The following is a 19,033-nucleotide window of genomic DNA, read 5'->3' on the forward strand; positions in this document are numbered from 1 at the left end:
GCGCTGCTCCTCGGACAACGAACTTCTTCCATGCATAAAGCTGCTCCCTAAAAGTTAGAACTGATTTCTCAGTCCAACTTTCGGGGAGCAGTTCAGAAGGCTACGGGCCCTTCTTTATTTCTTGACCGCCACCAGGAGTCCGTCGCCGGTGGGGAGCATCGCCGAGGCCAGGCGATCGTCGTCGCGGATTGACTTGCCCACCTGGCGAAGGACCGCAGTAGTGGAGTCGCGGGCCGCCGGGTTGGCCACCCGGTCCTTGTCCAGGGCGTCATTGATGATCAGGAGACCGCCGGATTTGAGCAGCCGGATGGCCTGCTCTACGTATCCGGGAATGTTCGGCTTATCCGCGTCGATGAACACCAGGTCGTAGGCGCTGTCCGTCAGGCGCGGCAGGACGTCTCCGGCCCGGCCGGAAATGGTACGGGTGCGGTTGGCCGGGCTTCCCGCTTCCTGGAAGGCCTCGCGCGCAGCCCGGAGATGTTCGACGTCGACGTCGATGGTGGTCAGCACCGCCTGGGGGCCGAGCCCGCGAAGGAGGCAGACGCCGGATACGCCCGCGCCGGTTCCGATCTCCACTGCGGTCTGCGCCTTGGATGCCGCTGCCAATACCGTCAGTACCGCGCCAACGCCGGGTCCCACAGGAGTGACGCCCAGTTCAAAGGAGCGCTCACGAGCATGCAACAGGACTTCATCCTCGGCAGGCAGATCTTCTGCGTAGGACCAGCTCGTGGACTTATCGGCGCTCATGAGGATTCGCTTTCTGGGCGGCAGGGGGATTGTTTCTAACAGCGTACTGTGTCCGGCGGTGCCGGGCCCGGAGGTGACGGCGCGGCAGGCTGTGGCTGCCCGCAGATGTGACCGGAACCACCGTTCGCCAGTGCGAAGCGAAGGTTGGTTCCGCCCAAGGCTGAAGGTTGGCGAAAGTCAGGAAATTCCCAGCCAACTTTGAAATGATGGTTATCCGCTCATCCAGGAGGTGATCGGCGCCGAAGCACTGGTGTCAGTCCGACTGGTGCCAGAACCGCCCAGGCGTTAGTACCATCCACGAGGGGAGTGGACGATGTCAGCATCAGTTGTGGCACCTGTCCCGGCAATTGAAGATCCAGTCGCCCAGCCGGAAGCCGAGTGGGTCAGGCCCACATGGGAAGAAGTGGTCACGAACCACTCCGCCAAGGTCTACCGTCTTGCCTACCGCCTGACGGGCAATAAGTACGACGCCGAGGACCTCACCCAGGAGGTGTTCGTCCGCGTCTTCCGGTCCCTGGAGAACTTCAAGCCCGGCACGCTCGATGGCTGGCTCCACAGGATCACCACCAACCTTTTCCTGGACCAGGCCCGGCGCAAGAGCCGCATCCGCTTTGATGCCCTCGCCGACGACGCCGAATCCCGGCTGCCCGGCCGCGAACCCGGCCCGGAACAGAGCTTCGAATTCAACAACCTGGACCTGGACGTGCAGGCCGCCCTGGAGGAACTGCCGCCGGATTTCCGTGCCGCCGTCGTCCTCTGTGACCTTGAAGGCCTGTCCTACGACGAGGTGGCCGAAGCGCTCGGCGTCAAACTCGGAACCGTGAGGTCACGCATCCACCGCGGCCGAACCATGCTTCGTGAGAAGCTGGCGCACCGGGACCCCCGGACCAGGCAGTCCCTCAAACCGCGGCTCAAGATGCCGCGCATCGCCGGCATCCTCTGATCGGCTCCATGGGTCAGCTGAGAAACCTGCTGCGTGGCCTTGGGGGCAACTGTTCGCGCGGATTCCTGACACGGGGCAGGCGCGGCCGCAGCGCGCAGCACATACAGTCCTGTCCTGAATGCGCGTCCCAACTTTGGCGTGAGCGCCAGTACCTGGAGCGGATGCGGCGCGCGGCCATCCCCGCCGCCAGCGACGACCTGACGGCCAGGCTGCTTGCCCGGACGCAGCAGCTCGCCATGGCGCCGTCCGCCTCGGCTTCCCGGCCGACCGTTCATGCTTCTCCCGCGGTCAAGGCGCTCGGCCTGGCAGCAGGCGGAGCTGTGGCTGCTGCCGGGGTGGTCGCCGGGGCGGCTTACTTCCTCGCCGGTGATCCCACGCCCAACGCGGCCGGGGGTTCCTCGTCCCTGTCCCAGCAGCAGGCGGCCGCTTTCGGGCTGCAGTCCTCGGAGGGAATCTTCCCGCCAGACGGTGCCGTTTCGCCCGGAACGGCAGTCACCGGCACAGGTTCCCCGGACGCCGGTGACGCGAGTGCCGCGCCGCTGGGGACAGCCGGCATGCTGACGTCCGTGGAACTTCAGGGCCTCCGCGCACAGGGGTGGTCCTGCCCGGAGCTCGGGGGCCTGGGGTTCCACGTGCTGTGGGCGCGCCGTGAGGTCGTATCAGGGCAGGGCGTCCTGGAGCTGAGGCTAACGGACGGCCGGCACTTTGCTACTGTCCTGGAACAGCACCCGCAGGCACCCCAAACAGGCGGTGCGGCAGCTGTGGCAGTCAATTCCCCGCCCACGAATATTTTGACGGGACGCCCCGCTGCCGAAGACGGATTTGTGCCTGCCCCGGAAGGCGGGGCTCCTGCCGGCGGGTCGCTGTGGATCAACCCATCAGCCCCCTGGAAAGCCATTTATCAGACCTCCGATGTGACGTTTACGTACATTTCGGATCTTCCCGCGGACGCAGCCGACGACGGTCTGGCAGAGCTGATGAGCGCGGGTTCCGCAGCAGCCGTGCGCAGCGTGGAAGGTGGCCCGGCAGGGCCCGGGACGGACAATGCCGCCGTGCACGCTGCGGAGGACCTGCCTGCGAGGCTGAAGCGCGGCCTGGGGCGCATCATGGAGCTTTTCACACCATGAGCCACCCGTCCTTTGCGCCGTCCAGGGTGCTGCCCGCGTCCGAATCGTCAGCAGCACGCCGGAGAGGGTAATCTTCCTAAAGTGTTTGGAATCAACGGCCCGGAGTTTCTCCTTCTGCTGATCATCGGCGTCCTGGTGATCGGACCCAGCCGCCTGCCCGAATACACCCAGAAACTGGCGAACCTGGTGAAGGAAGTCCGCCGGATGGCGTCCGGCGCCCGGGAACAGATCAAGGACGAAGTCGGCATCGACATCGACGAAGTTGACTGGAAGAAATACGACCCGCGCCAGTACGACCCGCGCCGGATCATCAAGGAAGCGCTGCTCGACGACGACACCAAGCCGGTGAGTGCAGGCGCCCCCGCCGCTGTTGCGGCAGTCGCCGCGGCGTCCGCCGCCTCCTACGCCGAAGAACGTCCCGCACGCGTCATCGAGCGGCTGGCCGACGGCGAGCAGGCACCGTTCGACTCCGAGGCCACCTAAGCCGGGCTCTCACAGCTCAACCACGGGTCCGTCAACAGTCACCTCGGCTGGAGGCCCAGCTTCATCCCCGTCAAACCGCGCGGCCTCGCCGCAAGCTGCCCCGCGATCCCAGTCAGTGCCTTGGCCGCCGGCGTTTCCGGCCTGCCCAGCACGATCGGTTCGCCCGCGTCGCCGCCCTCCCGCAACAGGATGTCCAGGGGAATCTGGCCCAGGAGCGGCACGTCCGCCCCAACGGTCGCGCTCAGCCGCTCGGCGAGGACAGCCCCGCCGCCGCTGCCGAACAGTTCCATCCTGCCGCCGTCGGGCATTTCAAGATAGGACATGTTCTCCACAATGCCGGCCACTGACTGACCCGTCTGCGTCGCGATGGCGCCGGCGCGTTCGGCGACGTCCGCGGCCGCCGTCTGGGGTGTAGTCACAACCAGGATCTCGGCCTTCGGCAGCAGCTGCGCCACCGAGATGGCGATGTCCCCGGTCCCCGGCGGCAGGTCCAGGAACAGGGCGTCCAGGTCGCCGAAGTAGACGTCGGTGAGGAACTGCTCAAGCGCCCGGTGCAGCATGGGCCCGCGCCAGGCCACGGGCTGGTTGCCCTTGACGAACATGCCGATGGAAATGACCTTCACCCCGTACGCGACCGGGGGGAGGATCATGTCGTCCACGCGGGTGGGGGACTGGTCGATGCCCATCAGTGCCGGCACCGAAAAGCCGTACACGTCGGCGTCGATAATGCCGACACGCAGGCCCTGGGCAGCCATGGCGCAGGCGAGGTTGACGGTGACCGAGGACTTGCCCACGCCGCCTTTGCCGCTGGCCACCGCGAACACTTTCGTCAGGGAACCGGCCTGGTTGAAGGGGATGCCGCGCTGGCCCCCGTGTCCCCGAAGCTGCTCCTTCAGGGCATCGCGCTGCGCCTGCGTCATGACTTTCAGTTCGACGTCGACGCCGGTAACGCCCGGGACTGCGGACAGCGCCGCCTCAGAGTCCGCGGTGATGGTGCCGCGCAGGGGGCAGCCGGCGATGGTGAGCAGCACCGCGAGCCGGACCCGGCCGTCGTCGGCAATGTGCACCGACTCCACCATGCCGAGTTCGGTGATGGGGCGCCGCAGTTCAGGGTCGATGACAGTGGCCAGTGCAGCGTCCACTGCCTGGGCCAGGGGGGTGTCCATGCAGTCAGTGCTCAGCTTTCGGGGGGATTGAGGTGTGCAGGATAGCCGGGGTGGTCCGGCTTGATCTTAGGGATCTGCTGGGTCCGCGGGTTGCGCTGTTTGTCGCGGCGTTCCTTCAGCTTCTCTTTGACTTTGTCCTTGGGCGACTCGTGGCTGCCGGCGCCGGACGGGTCATGGGTGCGGAGTTCCTCCTGCGCCTCAAGCATGTCCTCCAGGAGGCTGCGCAGCTCGGCGCGGACGTAGTCGCGGGTGGCAACCTCGCGCAGCGCGATGCGGAGGGAGGCCAGCTCCCTGGTGAGGTACTCGGTGTCCGAGAGATTGCGTTCGGCGCGCTGGCGGTCCTGCTGCAGCGAGACGCGGTCACGGTCATCCTGGCGGTTTTGGGCGAGCAGCAGCAGGGGAGCCGCATAGGAAGCCTGGAGGGACAGCATCAGGGTCAGCAAAGTGAATCCGAGCTCACGTGAGTCGAACTGCCACTCCAGCGGAGCCCACGTATTCCAGGCAAGCCAGACCACGACGAACACCGTCATGTAGACCAGGAACTGCGGCGTGCCCATGAAGCGGGCGAAACCTTCCGTGGCATGGCCGAAGGCGTCCGGGTTGGGAGAGAACTTGGGCAGGATCCGCTGGCGTCCGCTCAGTGGTGTGTCCAGGCCGCCAGTGATCTTTGCTCCCGGACGGTGTCCGGTGTTCCTCGTGGAGCTGAGATCAGCCAATGCGGCCTCCAAGTTTCCTTATCGGGGCGTCATCATCGTGGGCGCGCCAGTCATCCGGGAGCAGGTGATCCAGCACATCGTCAACAGTCACCGCCCCGACAAGCCGGCCGTCCTCGTTGACCACGGGGAGGGAGTTCAGGTTGTAGGTGGCCAGGGTGCGGGCCACCTCGCTGATGTGGGCCTGGTCCGAAACGGGTTCCAGATTTTTGTCCACCAGGTTGCCGAGCGGCTCAGGCGGCGGGTAGCGAAGGAGCTGCTGGATATGGACCACGCCCAGGAACCGGCCCGTGGGCGTTTCCAGCGGCGGCCGGGCAATGAAGATAGACGACGCCAGCGCCGGGGAGAGCTCCTCCCGCCGGACGTGGGCCAGGGCTTCGGCCACTGTGGCTTCGGGCGGCAGGATGACCGGAACAGGCGTCATGAGGCCGCCGGCGGTGTCTTCGTCGTACTCCAGGAGGCGGCGGACGTCCTCGGCACCTTCAGGCTCCATGAGCTGGAGCAGTTCCTCAGCCTGGGCCGACGGGAGCTCGGCGAGGAGATCCGCCGCGTCGTCCGGGTCCATCTCCTCCAGGACGTCGGCGGCGCGGTTGACATCGAGGGCGGAGAGGATCTCCACCTGGTCGCCTTCAGGCATCTCCTGCAGGACGTCCGCGAGCCGTTCATCCTGCAGTTCACTCGCCACTTCGAAGCGGCGCTTGTCGCTCATTTCCTGGAGCGCTTCGGCGAAGTCGGCGGGTTTCAGGTCCTCGTGTGTTGCTACGAACTGGGTGGCAGCCTGGGGCTCCGTCCTGGCACCCTGCTGCGCGTCAGCCCAGTCGATGATCATGGTCTCGTTGCGGCGCAGCCGGCTGAGCGGCGAGAGGGAGTGTCCGCGGCGCACGAACAGCTTGCTCACAAACCAGTCGCCAGATCGGTGCCGGTCCATCGCGATGTCCTCGATGGTGGCGTCGCCGCTGCCGTCCGCCAGGGTCACACGGCGGTCGAACATTTCGGCCACAACCAGTGTTTCCGCGCCGCGCTGTTCGAAGCGGCGCAGGTTCACCAGGCCGGTGCAGATCACCTGGGTCTGGTCGATCGAGGTGATGCGGGTCATCGGGACGAATACCCGCTTCTTGCCGGGTACTTCCACCACGATGCCCACGACGTGGGGTGCGCCCCGGGTGCCGCGGGAGAGCACGACAACATCGCGCAGCCTGCCGAGCCGGTCGCCCAGGGGGTCGAAGACATCCAGTCCGAGAAGGCGCGCAACAAACACCCGCGAAAGATTTGTGCTCACTTGTACAGGCTACCGAGTCTGCTCTCTTTTAGCTGAATTTCAGCCTGCGTACAGCCAGATGGGCAAGAATGGATGTATGTCAAACATTTTTGGTGCTCCCAAGGCCGGTGGCCCCAACGGGCCGGACGAATTCCGAACGGTTCCGACCGGGGACACCGTGGGTTCGTATACCTCCTACCTGGACGCCCAGAAAGCGGTGGACTATCTCGCGGACCAGCAGTTCCCCGTCCAGCTGGTGTCCATCGTGGGCAACGACCTGAAGATGGTGGAGCGCGTCACCGGCCGCCTCAGCTACCCCCGGGTCGCTTTGTCCGGTGCACTGAGCGGCATGTGGTTTGGCCTGTTTGTCGGCGTAATGCTGTCCTTCTTCTCGCCCACCGGCGGTTACTTCTCGATTGTCACGTCGGTACTCATGGGCGCGGCGTTCTTCATGCTCTTCGGCATCGTCACCTACGCAATGCAGCGCGGGAAGCGCGATTTCACCTCAACAAGCCAGGTGGTGGCCACCAACTATGACGTCGTGGTGGCTTTTGAGGCTTCCCATGAGGCACGGCGCATGCTGCAGCAGCTGCCCATGACCCCGTCAGACGCGTCCGTAGGGGCAGCGTCGTACGGTCAGGGCGGCTACCAGAACCAGCCGTTCCAGCAGCCCGGGCACCAGCAGGGCCCGCAGCAGGGGCCCGGACCGCAGCGTCCCGCCGGCTGGAACGATCCTTACGGCCAGAGGTCGCCTGAGCCGGGGAACCAGCCGCCCGCCGGCGCCCATGCGGCCGGCGCACCCGGCCATGAAACGCCTGCCGTCGCGGAACACCCCCAGCACCGGGCGGCTCCGGCGCCGGCCGTGCGTTACCCGGACCTGCCCGACGGCAGGCCGCAGTACGGAGTTCGCGTAACCGACGCACCCAAGGAGGAAGGCCCCAAGCAGGAGCCTTCCGACGGCAACACCCAGCAGTAGCCCGGGGGACACCTAAGGCCTCCGTTCGGACCAGATCCGGACGGAGGCCTTTTGCGTGGGCCTTACGGCTGCTGCGGGTCGATCTCCTGGTAGATACCGGCCATCCAGGACTCGACGTCGTCGGCCTTGCGGGGGAGGGCCGCGCTGAGGTTGACGGGGCCGTCCGCAGTCATCAGGATGTCATCCTCGATCCGGACGCCAATGCCGCGGTACTCCGCAGGAATCGCGAGGTCCTCGTTCTTGAAGTACAGCCCGGGTTCGATGGTGAACACCATGCCGGGCGTGAGGACGCCGTCCAGGTAGAGCTCGCGCTTGGCCTGGGCGCAGTCGTGCACATCCAGGCCAAGGTGGTGGCTGGTGCCGTGCGGCATCCAACGCCGGTGCTGCTGGCCCTCGGGGCTGATGGCCTCCTCGACGGACACCGGCAGCAGACCCCATTCGGCCAGGCGCTCAGCCAGGACCGTGGTGGCGGCGGTGTGGATGTCCCGGAACTTGGTGCCCGGCCGGGCTGCCGCGAAGCCCGCGTCAGCTGCGTCCAGGACGGCTTCATAGACCTTCCGCTGGATGTCCGTGAACGTGCCGTTCGCCGGAAGGGTCCGGGTGACGTCGGCGGTGTAGAGCGAATCAGCTTCAACGCCGGCATCCAGCAGCAGCAGTTCGCCGGACTTGACGGCACCCGTGTTCCGGGTCCAGTGCAGTACGGTGGCGTTATTGCCGGAGGCCGCGATGGTGTCGTAGCCCAGCTCGTTGCCTTCCTCCCGGGCACGGGCGAAGAAGGCGCCTTCGACCACGCGCTCGCCCCGCCGGTGCGTCAGGGCGCGTGGAAGGGCCTTGACCACTTCGGTGAACCCCTCCACAGTGGCGGCCACGGCGATCTGCATCTGCTCGACCTCCCACTGGTCCTTCAGCAGGCGGAGCTCGGAGAGGGCTTCCGTGAGCTTCTCGTCGAGGGCATCGAGCACACCCAGGTCCAGGTTGTCCGGGTCCTTGGCCGTGTTGTAGCGGGCCGTGTCCACGAGGGCGTCGATGTTCTCGTCCACCTTGCGGACCAAACGGATGGAGATCCCGCCGATTTCGGGAGCGCCCACGTTCTTGGTGATGGCGAGCTCAAGCTGCTCGATGTGCGCGGTGGCGAGGCCCAGCCTCCGCTCGAATTCCGCCAGCGTGGGGCGCGCCCCGATCCAGAATTCGCCGGAGCGGGAGTCGGCGTAGAACTGCTCGGTGTCCCGGCCGGCCAGGGGGCGGAAGTAGAGCGTGGCGCGGTGATTCCCGCCGTCGTCGCCCTTTCCTTCTTCAACCGGTTCCAGGATCAGCACGGCATCCGGCTCATGGTCCAGGCCCAGGCCTGTCAGGTGCGCGAAGCCGGAGTGCGGCCGGAAGCGGTAGTCGCAGTCGTTGGAGCGGACCTTCAGCGGCCCGGCAGGGATGACCAGGCGTTCGCCCTTGAACAGGCCGGAAATGGTGCGGCGTCGGGCGGCGGCGTGGTCGGCTACGGCGTCCCGATCGGGGAGCTCTTGTGCCGACGGCGCCCAATTGCTGGCCATAAAGGCCTTGAAAGCGTCGGAACTGGGCCGCTGCGAGCGGTTGTTGACGCGCTCATCGAGGGGCTGATTTGCTGTATTTTCACCGTTGTAGGCGTTATCTGCATCGTTCACCGTCCCATAGTCTCACCAGCGGACCGGCGCTAGCCACCGGCCATCTACTAGGCTGGGCAAGTGAGGATTGATCTGCACGCCCACTCGAACGTTTCCGACGGCACTGAGGCGCCCGCAACGGTGATGGCGGCCGCGGCAGCGGCGGGCCTGGACGTGGTGGCACTGACCGACCACGACTCCACCGACGGCTGGGCCGAGGCCTCCGTGGCGGCCCGCGCGGAAGGTGTTGCCCTGGTTCCCGGCATGGAAATTTCCTGCCGGACGGCTGAAGGCATCAGCGTCCACCTGCTCAGCTATCTCCATGACCCGTCGCATCCCGGACTGCTGGAGGAAATCACCAAGGCCAAGGACGCACGCCTCACCCGGGCCGAACGCATGGTCACCCTTCTTGCCGAGGACTATCCGCTGAGCTGGGACGATGTCATCCACCACGTGGCACCCGGCGCAACGCTGGGCCGGCCGCACATCGCCGACGCCCTGGTGGCAGCCGGTGTGGTCGGGGACCGGTCCGAGGCCTTCGCGTCGATCCTGACCTCCCATTCCCGGTATTACGTTCAGCATTACGCCCCTGATCCGGCCGTGGCTGTGGCGCTTGTCCGGGCCGCGGGCGGCGTGCCGGTGTTCGCGCACCCGGTGGCTTCCGCACGGGGCCGCGTGGTGGGCAAGCGGACCTACCTGGCAATGATCGACGCCGGCCTCGCCGGCCTGGAGATCGAACATCGCGACAACACTGAAGACGGCAGGACGTTCCTCCGGGCACTCGCCGAGGAGCATGGCCTGCTGGTGACGGGCTCCTCCGACTACCACGGGACGGGCAAGCCGAACCTGCTGGGCGAGAACCTGACCTCACCGGACGTCCTGGCCCGGATCGAAGAGCAGGCCAGGGGCACCGCCGTCGTGCGTCCGTGAACGGCCCGCCCCCTGATCTGACCCAACTGACTGGCAGTTAACGCGCCGAAAAGCCCGTTTGACGACGTTAAGTGCGAGTCAGTTGGGCGGGAACGAGGTGAACGTCGCCTTGGCGGCGAGCCGGTGAGCCATGACGTCGATGGCCGGCTGGTTCTGGTCCACGCAGACGAATTTCCGGCCAAGCTTCGCGGCCACGGCTCCCAGGGTGCCGGAGCCCGCGAAGAAGTCGAGGCACCAGTCGCCCGGACGGCTTGAGGCAGCTACCACGCGGCGGATCAGGCCTTCGGGCTTCTGCGTCGGGTACCCGGTCTTTTCCTTGCCGGTGGGCGAGACGATGGTGTGCCACCAGACGTCCGTGGGCAGCTTGCCCAGCTCCCTCTTTTCGGGAGTCACGAGTCCGGGCGCCATGTACGGTTCACGGTCCACTTCGGCGCTGTCGAAGTGGTACTTGGCCGGGTTCTTGACGTACACCAGGATGTTGTCGTGCTTGGTGGGCCAGCGGAACTTGGCGCGGGCACCGTAGTCGTAGGCCCAGATGATTTCGTTCAGGAAGCACTCGCGGCCAAAGATGGCATCCAGCATCACCTTGGCGTAGTGCACCTCCCGGTAGTCCAGGTGGAGGTACAGGGTGCCGTCATCCGCCAGCAGCCGCCAGGCTTCCACGAGCCGCGGTTCCAGGAAGGACCAGTAGTCGCTGAACGCGTCGTCGTAGCTGTGCAGGGCGCCCTTGATCGTGTCGTAGGAGCGGCCCTTGAAGCCCACGCGGTCGCCGTCGCCGTCCGCATTGCGCACCATGGTGGTCTGCTGGCGGCGCTGGGACCGGCCCGTGTTGAACGGCGGGTCGACGTAGATGAGTGTGAAGGCGCCGTCCGGCAGCGTGGGGAGGTACTCGGCGTTGTCCGCGTGTACCACCAGGTTGCTGCCGTCCGGCGCCCAGACGGTGTCAGTCATTGAGGGTTTTAGGCCTCGGTGTCGCCACGTTGTGCGCCGTCCTGCACTGCGTTTCCGCCGCCCACTACTTCGCCGTTGCGGCGCCGGGTGCGCGTGCGGCGGCGGGCGCGGGTAGCGCGGTCCACCTCGGCCGGCGCGGTAGCCGTTGCGGCCGCGGGTGCTGCCTCTGCAGCCGGAGCTGCCGCGGCGCCGCTGTCGGATGTACGACGACGGCGCTCACCTGAGCGTCCGCTGCTGTCCCGGCTGCCGGCCTCGCTGCGCCTGGAATCGCGTGCGCCTGACCGTCCGCTGTCCCGTCCGGTTCCCCGGCCGCTGTCCTTCGCACTGTCACGGCCACCGTCGCGGCTACTGCCGCGCCCGGGCTTCTTGCCGGTCTCGCCCAGGTCCTCCAGGACCTCGGCATCGACGCCGGCCAGCACGCGCTTGTCGCGGGGCAGGCGGCCCTTGGTGCCTTCGGGGATGTCCAGCTCTTCGAACAGGTGCGGCGAGGAGGAATAGGTTTCCACCGGCTCGGGCACGCTCAGGCCCAGGGCCTTGTTGATCAGTCCCCAGCGCGGCATGTCGTCCCAGTCGACGAACGTAACGGCGGTGCCCTTGTTGCCGGCGCGGCCGGTGCGGCCAACGCGGTGCAGGTAGATCTTCTCGTCTTCGACGCACTGGTAGTTGATCACGTGGGTGACGTCGTCGACGTCGATGCCGCGGGCCGCGACGTCGGTGGCCACCAGGACATCCACCTTGTTGTTGCGGAACGCGCGGAGCGCCTGCTCGCGGGCGCCCTGGCCGAGGTCGCCATGGATGGCGGCTGCGGCGAACCCGCGGTCCACGAGTTCCTCGGCAACCCTGGCGGCCGTGCGCTTGGTCTTGGTGAAGATGATGGTGCGGCCGCGGCCGCGGGCCTGCAGGATGCGGGCAACAACCTCGATCTTGTCCATGCTGTGGGCACGGTAGATGAGCTGGCGGATGTCGCGCTTGGTCAGGCCCTCGTCGTCCGGGTCGGCGGCGCGGATGTGGGTGGGCTGCGTCATGTAGCGGCGGGCCATGGCGATAACCGGGCCGGGCATCGTTGCCGAGAACAGCAGGGTCTGGCGGACGGCCGGGGTTCCGGCGATCAGCGTCTCGACGTCGGGCAGGAAACCGAGGTCAAGCATTTCGTCGGCCTCATCCAGGATGACGATCTTGACGTTCTTCAGGCTCAGGTGCTTCTGCTTGTACAGGTCGATCAGGCGGCCGGGCGTACCGACAACAACTTCGACGCCCTTCTGCAGGGCATCCACCTGCGGCTCATAGGCGCGGCCGCCGTAAATCGTGGCAATGCGGGCGTTGCGCTTCTTGGCGGCGTTTTCCAGGTCCTTGGCCACCTGGACGGCCAGTTCGCGGGTGGGCACGATCACGAGTGCCTGCGGTGCGCCCGGGACTGCCAGCTTGTCGAAGCCGGGGTCATCGCGGCCCACCACGCGCTGCAGCGCGGGAATGCCGAAGCCCAGGGTCTTGCCGGTGCCGGTCTTGGCCTGGCCGATGATGTCGTGGCCGGCAAGGGCCACAGGCAGGGTCATGGCCTGGATGGGGAAGGGGTGGGTGATCCCGGCATCGGCCAGGGATTCCACGATGTCGGCGCGGACGTTGAAGTCGGCGAAGGACTTTTCCGCTATCTCGTGCGGTTTTTCGTCCGAGATGATGGTCTCTTCGGGCTCGATCGATTCCGTGCCGGTGTCGTCGGTCAGAAGTTGGTGCGTATGCAATTCACTCACAGGGGAGTTTCCTTATTCATTTGGGCATTGGCGCTGCCTGCTCAACGGGGCCGGCCGCGAGGCCGTTCCGGAGCACGCTCGGGCGCGCAAGCAAATCCAGTGGAAGCCGATCGCGGGCTATCTAAATGCTGGCACTGGGGACCAGCGGGTGTGTCTCAAGATCGCGTAGGGGCGGGCTTGTTGAATTCGTAAATTGAGGAAATCAACGACCGGGCATCCATTACTACTCATTCAGTCTAGCCGTTGAGCGCAACTTCCCTGACTGACGCCCCGTGCACGCCGCGTAAGTCAGTCCGCCAGCTCCAGCTTGATCTCGCGCGTGGCAATGTCCGAGGAGAGCAGCCTGACCCGGACCGTGGTGCCGGATTCGAGCTCACCGGGGCACCTGGCCGTCACCGCAGGGTCGGCGATCTGGATGATACCGGACGGTCCGTTGCCGTTTCCGTTGCCGCCGTTCCCGTTAGCCTTGCCGCCGTTCCCGTTAGGTTTGCCCGGCTTCGACCCCGAGATGACCACGGCGTCGAACTCCTGCCCCACGTGGTTGATCAGCAGGGCAGCCTCCACCGTGTCGAGGGCCAACCGTTCCATCCGTGCCGCCAGCTGGTCCGAGGCTGCCATGATTTCAGGCAGGGAGGGGAGCGCCTCGCGGGCCCAGTCGGGGACAGCCGTGCCGTTGCTCAGCGCTTCACAGATCACCAGGACGAAACGGTCGATCAGCCGGCGCAGCGGGGCCGTGGTGTGCGCGTAGGCCGCCCCGATGGCCGACTGGATGGCGTCGTCCGGCACGGTGCCGTCAAAGGGTGTGTAGCCCGCGCCCCGGAACAGCATGCCCGCGGAATGCAGGATGGCAAGCTGCCGAGGGTCCATGGGATCAAGGGACCGGAGGTACTCGCCGTAGCTGGCCTGGCCGTCCCACGGCTTTCCGAGTGCGTGCGTCTGCCGCTTGAAATGCAGGAGCGAGCGTTCGTCCGGGGCCGGCATGGTGCGGAGGATGCCCACCTTGCCTTCGAGCATCAGGTCAGCGGCGGCCATGCCGGTCATCAGGGAGATCTGCGCGTTCCAGTCCTCCACCGGGAGGGAAGGTGCCGCGACAATGCGGTAGCCGCCGTCGGGCAGTTGCTGGATTTCCTGATCCGGCATGTTCAGGCTGGCGCCGCCGCGCAGTCTCTCCAATTCCACGCGCTGGAGCCCCACCTCCTTGAGGAGCTGCAGGACCGGGCCCGCTTTGCCCGAATCGAGGTCCTCCTGGACGTCCTTATAACTGAGTTTCGCCCGGCTCCGGATCCTCGCCCGACGCACCAGCACGGACTGTACCTGCGCTGCATGGTCCAGCTCGAACTCCCAGACAAACGCGGCGCACAATTGGCCTGCAAGCAGGCTGCCGGCGCTTTCGCTGATGATTTCCGGATGGAGCGGAATCCGTCCGTCCGGGGCGTAGAAGGTCTGCCCGCGGCGGCGGGTTTCGGCATCGAGTGCCCCGCCGGGCTCCACGAAGGACGGCACGTCGGCGATGGCATACAGCACCTTGTATCCCCCGCCGGACCGTTCAATGAAAAGGGCCTGGTCCAGGTCGGTGGAGGAAGGGGGATCAATGGTCACGAATTCCACATCCGTGAGGTCGAGGTCCGGCATCTTGTGCTCCGCAATGGCAGCAAGCGCATCCTGGAGGACATCATCGGGGAAGGGCCCGGGCAGTTCCAACTCCGTCCGGAGCGCGTGCAGCGCCTCGGCCAGCCGGTTGGTCTGTTCGTGGACACTTGGAGTCAGGCGATGATGTGACACGAAAGTCAGGTTAGCTCGATTTGCGCCATTAGTCTTGGACGAAGAGCGGATCCCCTGCTGCTAGGCGGCGTCGAGCGCCTCCAGCAGCGACTTGGCCGCTCCGGCCGGATCGTCAGCGTCGGTGATGGCGCGGACCACTACGATCCGCCGGGCGCCCGCTGCCACGACCTGCTCAACGTTGCCCATGTCGATGCCGCCAATGGCGAACCAGGGGAGTGGGGGACTGCCAACGGTCCCGGCTGCCGCGTAGCGGATCAGGCCGAGGCCCACGGCGGCCCGGCCAGGCTTGGTGGGAGTGGCCCACACCGGTCCGACGCAGAAGTAGTCCAGCCCGCCGGGACGCGCTGACGCGGCGATGGCCGCGTCGATCTGCTCCGGGCTGTGCGTTGACAGGCCAATCACGGCGTCATCGCCGAGGAATTTCCGTGCCGAAGCCAGGGGGAGGTCCTTTTGCCCGATGTGCAGTACGGGGGCGCCGGCGAGCGAGGCGATGTCGGCGCGGTCGTTGACCGACCAGAGCCGGCCGTGACGGCGGGCTGCAGCCTCGAGCACTTCCAGCAGCTCCAGCTCCTCGGCGGCTTCGATGCCCTTGTCGCGGAGCTGGATGATGTCGACGCCGCCGGCGTAGGCGGCATCAACGAAGTCCTCAAAATCGCCACGGTCGGTGCGGGCGTCGGTGCAGAGGTACAGGCGGGCGCTGGTGTGGAGGGCTTGCTCGGTCATGGCACAAGCCTAGTTCCTCTAAACTGGGGAGGTACCGCGGGAGCCCGCTGAAGCTGTCACAAAGCTGCAGGGCTGAGAGGGCGTCAGAGCCGACCGCTTGACCTGATCCGGTTAGTACCGGCGTAGGGAAGGATGACAATGACCCCGCAACCCGCAGCAGGCAGCGCCACTGCGCACGCCGCGCCCCCTCGGAAAATCAGCGCCGACGTCGCCGTTATCGGCGGAGGGATCATCGGCCACGGCATAGCGTGGGAAGCCCGGCAGTCGGGCAGGTCCGTGGTGGTCATCGATGACGCACCGGGAACGGGCGCGAGCTGGGCCGCCGCCGGTATGCTGGCGCCGGTAAGCGAACTCCACTACCAGGAGGAACAGCTCCTGGAACTGATGCTCCACGCATCGGCGCTGTGGCCGGCCTTCGCCGGCCGCCTGGAGCCCGGACCCGAGTCACGGCCTTCGTCACAGGATCCCGGCGCCACCGGCACCGGATACCTCACGACGTCGACCCTCGCCGTGGGTGCCGACGCCGCCGACCGCCGGGCGCTCGCAGACCTGCGCGGCGCCCAGCAGGCCAGCGGCCTCACGGTGGAACCACTGACAGTCAGGGAGGCACGGGCCCGCGAACCCTTGCTGAGCCCCGGAATCTCCTGTGCCTTCGACATTCCAACGGACCACCAAGTGGACCCCCGCAGGCTCCTCGCACGGATCGCGGAGTCCCTGGCAGGTTCCGCCGTCCGTGAACGGGCAGCCGGCCTGCTCTGGGAGGACGGCCGGGTCAGCGGCGTCAGCCTGGCCGGGGGAGGCAAAGTACTCGCCGGGGAGACCGTCGTTGCCAACGGGCTCGCGGCTGCGGCCCTGGCCGGGCTCCCGGAAGGCCTGAAGCTCCCGCTCCGCCCGGTCTACGGCGACATCCTGCGCCTGCGTGTTCCCGCCTACCTGCAGCCGCTGGTGACATCGACCCTCCGCGGCATGGTCCACGGGGTCCCGGTCTATATCGTTCCCCGGCAGGACGGCACGGTGGTGATCGGGGCAACGCAGCGGGAAGACGCCCTCTCCGCTGCGGACTTTGAAGGCGCCGGCACAGGGCCTGCGGCACCTCCCGGGGCCGCCGGTTCCGCCGTGTCAGCCGGCGGCGTCTACCAGCTGCTCCGCGACGCGCAGGCACTGGTGCCGGCAGTCGCCGAGTTGGAACTCCTGGAGGTCACGGCAAGGGCGCGTCCGGGAACGCCGGACAACGCGCCGCTGTTGGGGCGGGTCGCGGACGGTACCGGCGGGGACGTTGCGGGACTGGTCATTGCCACCGGATTCTTCCGTCACGGCGTCCTGCTGACGCCCGCGGCTGCAGCCATCTGCAGGCAGCTTATGGACGGCAACGCCGACCCGCGCTGGGCGCCGTTCCGGCCCGACCGCTTCTCCGGTCCTCCGGCAGCATCGCCATCGCCCGTGAACACAGTCACAATTGACCCGAACAAGGAAACGGCATGAACATCAAACTGAACGGCACGGTCCACGCGGTCGAGGACGGCGCGTCCGTCACCACCCTCATCAGCCAGGTCACCGGCAGGAACCTCGCCCCCAACGGGCAGGCTGCCGACGGCCAAAAACTGGGAGTCGCGGTAGCAAGGAACTCCGAGGTAGTGCCGCGCAGCCAGTGGTCCATCACGCCGCTCACCGAGGGCGACGACGTCGAACTCGTTACAGCGGTCCAGGGAGGTTGAGCAATATGACAGGAACAACGGTTGCCGGCGTGGCCAATGCGGCACAGGCACGGCAGGCGGCGGACCCGTTCATTGTGGACGGCGTCACGCTGGGATCCCGGCTGATCCTGGGCACCGGCGGTGCGCCCAGCCTGGACGGCCTGGGGGCGGCGCTGATCGCGTCCGGTACCGAGCTGACCACGGTGGCCATGCGACGCTACTCGCCGGCCGAAACAGGCTCGCTGTTCCAGCTCCTGGTGGACCACAACATCCGGGTCCTGCCCAACACCGCCGGGTGCTTCACTGCCCGGGACGCGGTCATGACGGCGGAACTGGCGCGCGAGGCGCTGGAAACGGACTGGGTCAAGCTTGAAGTGATCGCCGACGAACACACGCTCCTGCCGGACGCGGTGGAGCTGGTGGAGGCCACCGAGCAGCTGGTGAACCGCGGGTTCAAGGTGTTCGCCTACACCAATGACGATCCCGTGCTGGCGCTGCGGCTGGAGAACCTCGGAGCCACCGCTGTGATGCCGCTCGGCTCACCCATCGGTACGGGCCTGGGCATCCTGAACCCGCACAACATAGAACTCATTGTGTCCCGGGCATCCGTTCCCGTGGTGCTGGACGCAGGCGTCGGCACCGCGTCCGATGCCGCGCTCGCCATGGAACTGGGCTGCGACGCCGTCCTGCTGGCTACGGCAGTGACCCGTGCACAGAACCCGGCGATGATGGGCGAGGCCTTCAAACACGCGGTCATCGCCGGTAGGCTGGCGAAAGCGGCCGGCCGGATTCCGCGCCGTGAGCACGCTCTCGCGTCGTCGGCCATGGAGGGCCGGGCGGAGTTCCTCTAGCAGTCCGAGACCATCCAAGGGAGCCATGGTGACCGGCAAGGAAGATGTTCTTACCCGAGCCCGGATCGACGCCGCGCTGGCGGACCTGCCCGACTGGAGGTACCGGCTGGGCGGCCTGGTGACCGTCTATAAGGCGCCGACGGCGGCCGCTGCCCTCGAGCTGATTGCAGCGGTCGGCCGCCTGGCCGAGGAGCAGAACCACCACCCGGACCTGGACTGGCGCTACAACAGGGTCTTCATCCGCTTCACGTCGCACGACGCCGGCACCGAGGTGACACAGCGTGACGTCGCCGCCGCGGCAGCCGTCAGCCAGGCGGCGGCTGCCGCCGGGGCGGCAGCCGAGCCGGGGCTGTACCGGACGGTTGAGGTTGTGATCGACACTGACGATCCGGCCGGGATCTCCGAGGTCTGGCGCACGGCGCTGGGGTACCGCAAGGGCAGGTACGGGGACCTGGCCGACCCCTACGGCCGCGGACCGGGCCTCTGGTTCCAGGAAACGCCCACCCCGAACGAGAACCGCTTCCACCTGGACATCCACCGGAGCAAGGCGGAATCCGGCCCGGCGCTGGAGAAAACCGCGGCCACCGGCGCCTTAATGAACCATGACCACGCACCCAACTGGGTGGTGGTCACGGATGCGCAGGGAAACCGCCTGTGCCTCTGTACCGAGGAAGGCCACGAACCGGATCTGTAGCTGACCCGGCCTCCCGCCCTTAGAGCCGCAAACTTAGAGCCGCAGCGCGGCCGTCAGTTGCCTTGTGTCGTGCAGTGCGCGCCGCCGGCCCAGGAACACCGCGGCCGCGAGTGCCGCCCCGGTGCCCAGGACCATGGGCAGCACCCAAGGAATCCACGTCAGGCCCGGCTGGTAGCCAAGACCTGCCGCCATGAAGACAATCCAGCTCAGCATGCCCACGGTGGTGGCAACTCCCGCCGGCACGGCGATGCCGTACTTCGCATGCCGCCGGTCGTTCGCCCAGACAACAAAGCCTGCGGCCACGGTGACCAGGGCCACGATTACCAGGGAAAGCATCCGGTGAACTCCTTGCTGCAGAGCGGGTGGGTCAGAGTGAAGCGGTGGCCTAGAGCTGGCCGAAACCGACGCGTCGGGCTTCCTCGGCCCCGATTTCAACGTAGCCCAGGACGTTGGCGGGAATGATTACCACACGGCCCTTTTCGTCAGCCAGGCGAAGTTCGGCGCCCTTGGCGATGGATGCCTCGACGAGCTTTGCCACAGCGTCAGCATCCTGAGCCGATTCCAGCACAATTTCGCGGCCGATGTTCTGAATGCCGATCTTTACTTCCACAGC

At 66.9% G+C, this 19,033-nt stretch carries 20 protein-coding genes and 1 riboswitch; of the genes, 9 read left to right on the forward strand and 11 right to left on the reverse strand.

What is annotated here, in order from left to right; genetic code table 11:
* Nucleotides 1-114: 114 nt before the first annotated feature.
* The gene (locus J2805_RS10045; RefSeq protein WP_104172170.1) at nucleotides 115-747 is read right to left on the reverse strand and encodes an O-methyltransferase; all 633 of its coding nucleotides are present in this window, start codon (nucleotides 745-747) and stop codon (nucleotides 115-117) included.
* 313 nt (nucleotides 748-1,060) lie between these two features.
* Between J2805_RS10045 and sigE the strand changes: the two genes are divergently transcribed.
* The 3 genes from sigE to J2805_RS10060 all read left to right on the forward strand — a co-directional run bounded on the left by sigE (nucleotide 1,061) and on the right by J2805_RS10060 (nucleotide 3,300).
* Nucleotides 1,061-1,690, forward strand: a complete 630-nt coding sequence (gene sigE, locus J2805_RS10050; protein ID WP_309975721.1) for an RNA polymerase sigma factor SigE — start codon at nucleotides 1,061-1,063, stop codon at nucleotides 1,688-1,690.
* Between the two features lie 161 nt (nucleotides 1,691-1,851).
* Entirely contained in the window at nucleotides 1,852-2,817 is a 966-nt protein-coding gene (locus tag J2805_RS10055) for a hypothetical protein (protein ID WP_309975722.1), read from the forward strand.
* A gap of 81 nt (nucleotides 2,818-2,898) precedes the next feature.
* The gene (locus J2805_RS10060) at nucleotides 2,899-3,300 is read left to right on the forward strand and encodes a Sec-independent protein translocase family protein (RefSeq protein WP_309975723.1); all 402 of its coding nucleotides are present in this window, start codon (nucleotides 2,899-2,901) and stop codon (nucleotides 3,298-3,300) included.
* Between the two features lie 38 nt (nucleotides 3,301-3,338).
* Here the strand turns inward: J2805_RS10060 and J2805_RS10065 are convergent, their stop codons facing one another.
* Genes J2805_RS10065 through J2805_RS10075 form a run of 3 tightly spaced genes read right to left on the reverse strand, consistent with a single transcriptional unit; the run spans nucleotide 3,339 to nucleotide 6,458 of the window.
* Nucleotides 3,339-4,466 (reverse strand): Mrp/NBP35 family ATP-binding protein, encoded by a 1,128-nt coding sequence (locus J2805_RS10065; protein WP_309975724.1) that lies wholly within the window; start codon nucleotides 4,464-4,466, stop codon nucleotides 3,339-3,341.
* 11 nt (nucleotides 4,467-4,477) lie between these two features.
* The gene (locus J2805_RS10070) at nucleotides 4,478-5,194 is read right to left on the reverse strand and encodes a DUF1003 domain-containing protein (protein ID WP_309975725.1); all 717 of its coding nucleotides are present in this window, start codon (nucleotides 5,192-5,194) and stop codon (nucleotides 4,478-4,480) included.
* Nucleotides 5,175-6,458 carry a magnesium transporter MgtE N-terminal domain-containing protein gene (locus J2805_RS10075; RefSeq protein WP_309975726.1) on the reverse strand — a complete coding sequence of 428 codons (1,284 nt, stop codon included), beginning with the start codon at nucleotides 6,456-6,458 and terminating at the stop codon, nucleotides 5,175-5,177. Before J2805_RS10075 ends, J2805_RS10070 begins: the two co-directional genes overlap by 20 nt.
* Nucleotides 6,459-6,534: 76 nt before the next feature.
* Here J2805_RS10075 and J2805_RS10080 point away from each other — a divergent pair, with 76 nt between their 5' ends.
* On the forward strand, nucleotides 6,535-7,413 hold the full coding sequence (locus J2805_RS10080; protein ID WP_309975727.1) for a YflT domain-containing protein: 879 nt from the start codon (nucleotides 6,535-6,537) through the stop codon (nucleotides 7,411-7,413).
* Nucleotides 7,414-7,475: 62 nt separating this feature from the next.
* Here the strand turns inward: J2805_RS10080 and J2805_RS10085 are convergent, their stop codons facing one another.
* A complete protein-coding gene (locus J2805_RS10085) occupies nucleotides 7,476-9,068 on the reverse strand; it encodes an aminopeptidase P family protein (protein WP_309975728.1) in 1,593 nt (530 codons plus the stop codon).
* A 60-nt stretch (nucleotides 9,069-9,128) separates the two neighbouring features.
* On the opposite strand from J2805_RS10085, the gene J2805_RS10090 reads away from it, so the two are divergent.
* The gene (locus tag J2805_RS10090; protein WP_309975730.1) at nucleotides 9,129-9,977 is read left to right on the forward strand and encodes a PHP domain-containing protein; all 849 of its coding nucleotides are present in this window, start codon (nucleotides 9,129-9,131) and stop codon (nucleotides 9,975-9,977) included.
* Between the two features lie 78 nt (nucleotides 9,978-10,055).
* Here J2805_RS10090 and J2805_RS10095 read toward each other — a convergent pair whose 3' ends face one another.
* The 4 genes from J2805_RS10095 to thiE form a co-directional block, all read right to left on the reverse strand.
* Entirely contained in the window at nucleotides 10,056-10,928 is an 873-nt protein-coding gene (locus J2805_RS10095; RefSeq protein ID WP_309975731.1) for a DNA-methyltransferase, read from the reverse strand.
* A gap of 8 nt (nucleotides 10,929-10,936) precedes the next feature.
* On the reverse strand, nucleotides 10,937-12,676 hold the full coding sequence (locus tag J2805_RS10100) for a DEAD/DEAH box helicase (protein ID WP_309975733.1): 1,740 nt from the start codon (nucleotides 12,674-12,676) through the stop codon (nucleotides 10,937-10,939).
* Between the two features lie 288 nt (nucleotides 12,677-12,964).
* Nucleotides 12,965-14,458 (reverse strand): RNB domain-containing ribonuclease, encoded by a 1,494-nt coding sequence (locus J2805_RS10105; RefSeq protein ID WP_309975735.1) that lies wholly within the window; start codon nucleotides 14,456-14,458, stop codon nucleotides 12,965-12,967.
* A gap of 60 nt (nucleotides 14,459-14,518) precedes the next feature.
* Nucleotides 14,519-15,181, reverse strand: a complete 663-nt coding sequence (gene thiE, locus J2805_RS10110) for a thiamine phosphate synthase (RefSeq protein WP_309975737.1) — start codon at nucleotides 15,179-15,181, stop codon at nucleotides 14,519-14,521.
* A 26-nt stretch (nucleotides 15,182-15,207) separates the two neighbouring features.
* Nucleotides 15,208-15,327: riboswitch (TPP riboswitch) on the forward strand.
* Between thiE and J2805_RS10115 the strand changes: the two genes are divergently transcribed.
* From J2805_RS10115 to J2805_RS10130, 4 genes are all read left to right on the forward strand, one after another.
* Complete coding sequence (locus J2805_RS10115) at nucleotides 15,320-16,663, forward strand: FAD-dependent oxidoreductase (protein ID WP_309975739.1); 1,344 nt, start codon at nucleotides 15,320-15,322, stop codon at nucleotides 16,661-16,663. (Overlaps the previous riboswitch by 8 nt.)
* The gene (thiS, locus tag J2805_RS10120) at nucleotides 16,660-16,896 is read left to right on the forward strand and encodes a sulfur carrier protein ThiS (protein ID WP_309975741.1); all 237 of its coding nucleotides are present in this window, start codon (nucleotides 16,660-16,662) and stop codon (nucleotides 16,894-16,896) included. The genes J2805_RS10115 and thiS overlap by 4 nt, the downstream gene beginning before the upstream one ends.
* A gap of 5 nt (nucleotides 16,897-16,901) precedes the next feature.
* Nucleotides 16,902-17,726 (forward strand): thiazole synthase, encoded by an 825-nt coding sequence (locus tag J2805_RS10125; protein ID WP_309975743.1) that lies wholly within the window; start codon nucleotides 16,902-16,904, stop codon nucleotides 17,724-17,726.
* Nucleotides 17,727-17,754: 28 nt separating this feature from the next.
* The gene (locus tag J2805_RS10130) at nucleotides 17,755-18,420 is read left to right on the forward strand and encodes a 4a-hydroxytetrahydrobiopterin dehydratase (RefSeq protein ID WP_309975745.1); all 666 of its coding nucleotides are present in this window, start codon (nucleotides 17,755-17,757) and stop codon (nucleotides 18,418-18,420) included.
* Nucleotides 18,421-18,453: 33 nt separating this feature from the next.
* Here the strand turns inward: J2805_RS10130 and J2805_RS10135 are convergent, their stop codons facing one another.
* Nucleotides 18,454-18,756 (reverse strand): hypothetical protein, encoded by a 303-nt coding sequence (locus J2805_RS10135; RefSeq protein WP_309975747.1) that lies wholly within the window; start codon nucleotides 18,754-18,756, stop codon nucleotides 18,454-18,456.
* Nucleotides 18,757-18,805: 49 nt separating this feature from the next.
* On the reverse strand, nucleotides 18,806-19,030 hold the full coding sequence (locus tag J2805_RS10140; RefSeq protein WP_309975749.1) for a DUF3107 domain-containing protein: 225 nt from the start codon (nucleotides 19,028-19,030) through the stop codon (nucleotides 18,806-18,808).
* Nucleotides 19,031-19,033 lie beyond the last annotated feature (3 nt).

Source organism: Arthrobacter oryzae, assembly GCF_031454875.1.
Lineage (GTDB): Bacteria > Actinomycetota > Actinomycetes > Actinomycetales > Micrococcaceae > Arthrobacter > Arthrobacter oryzae_D.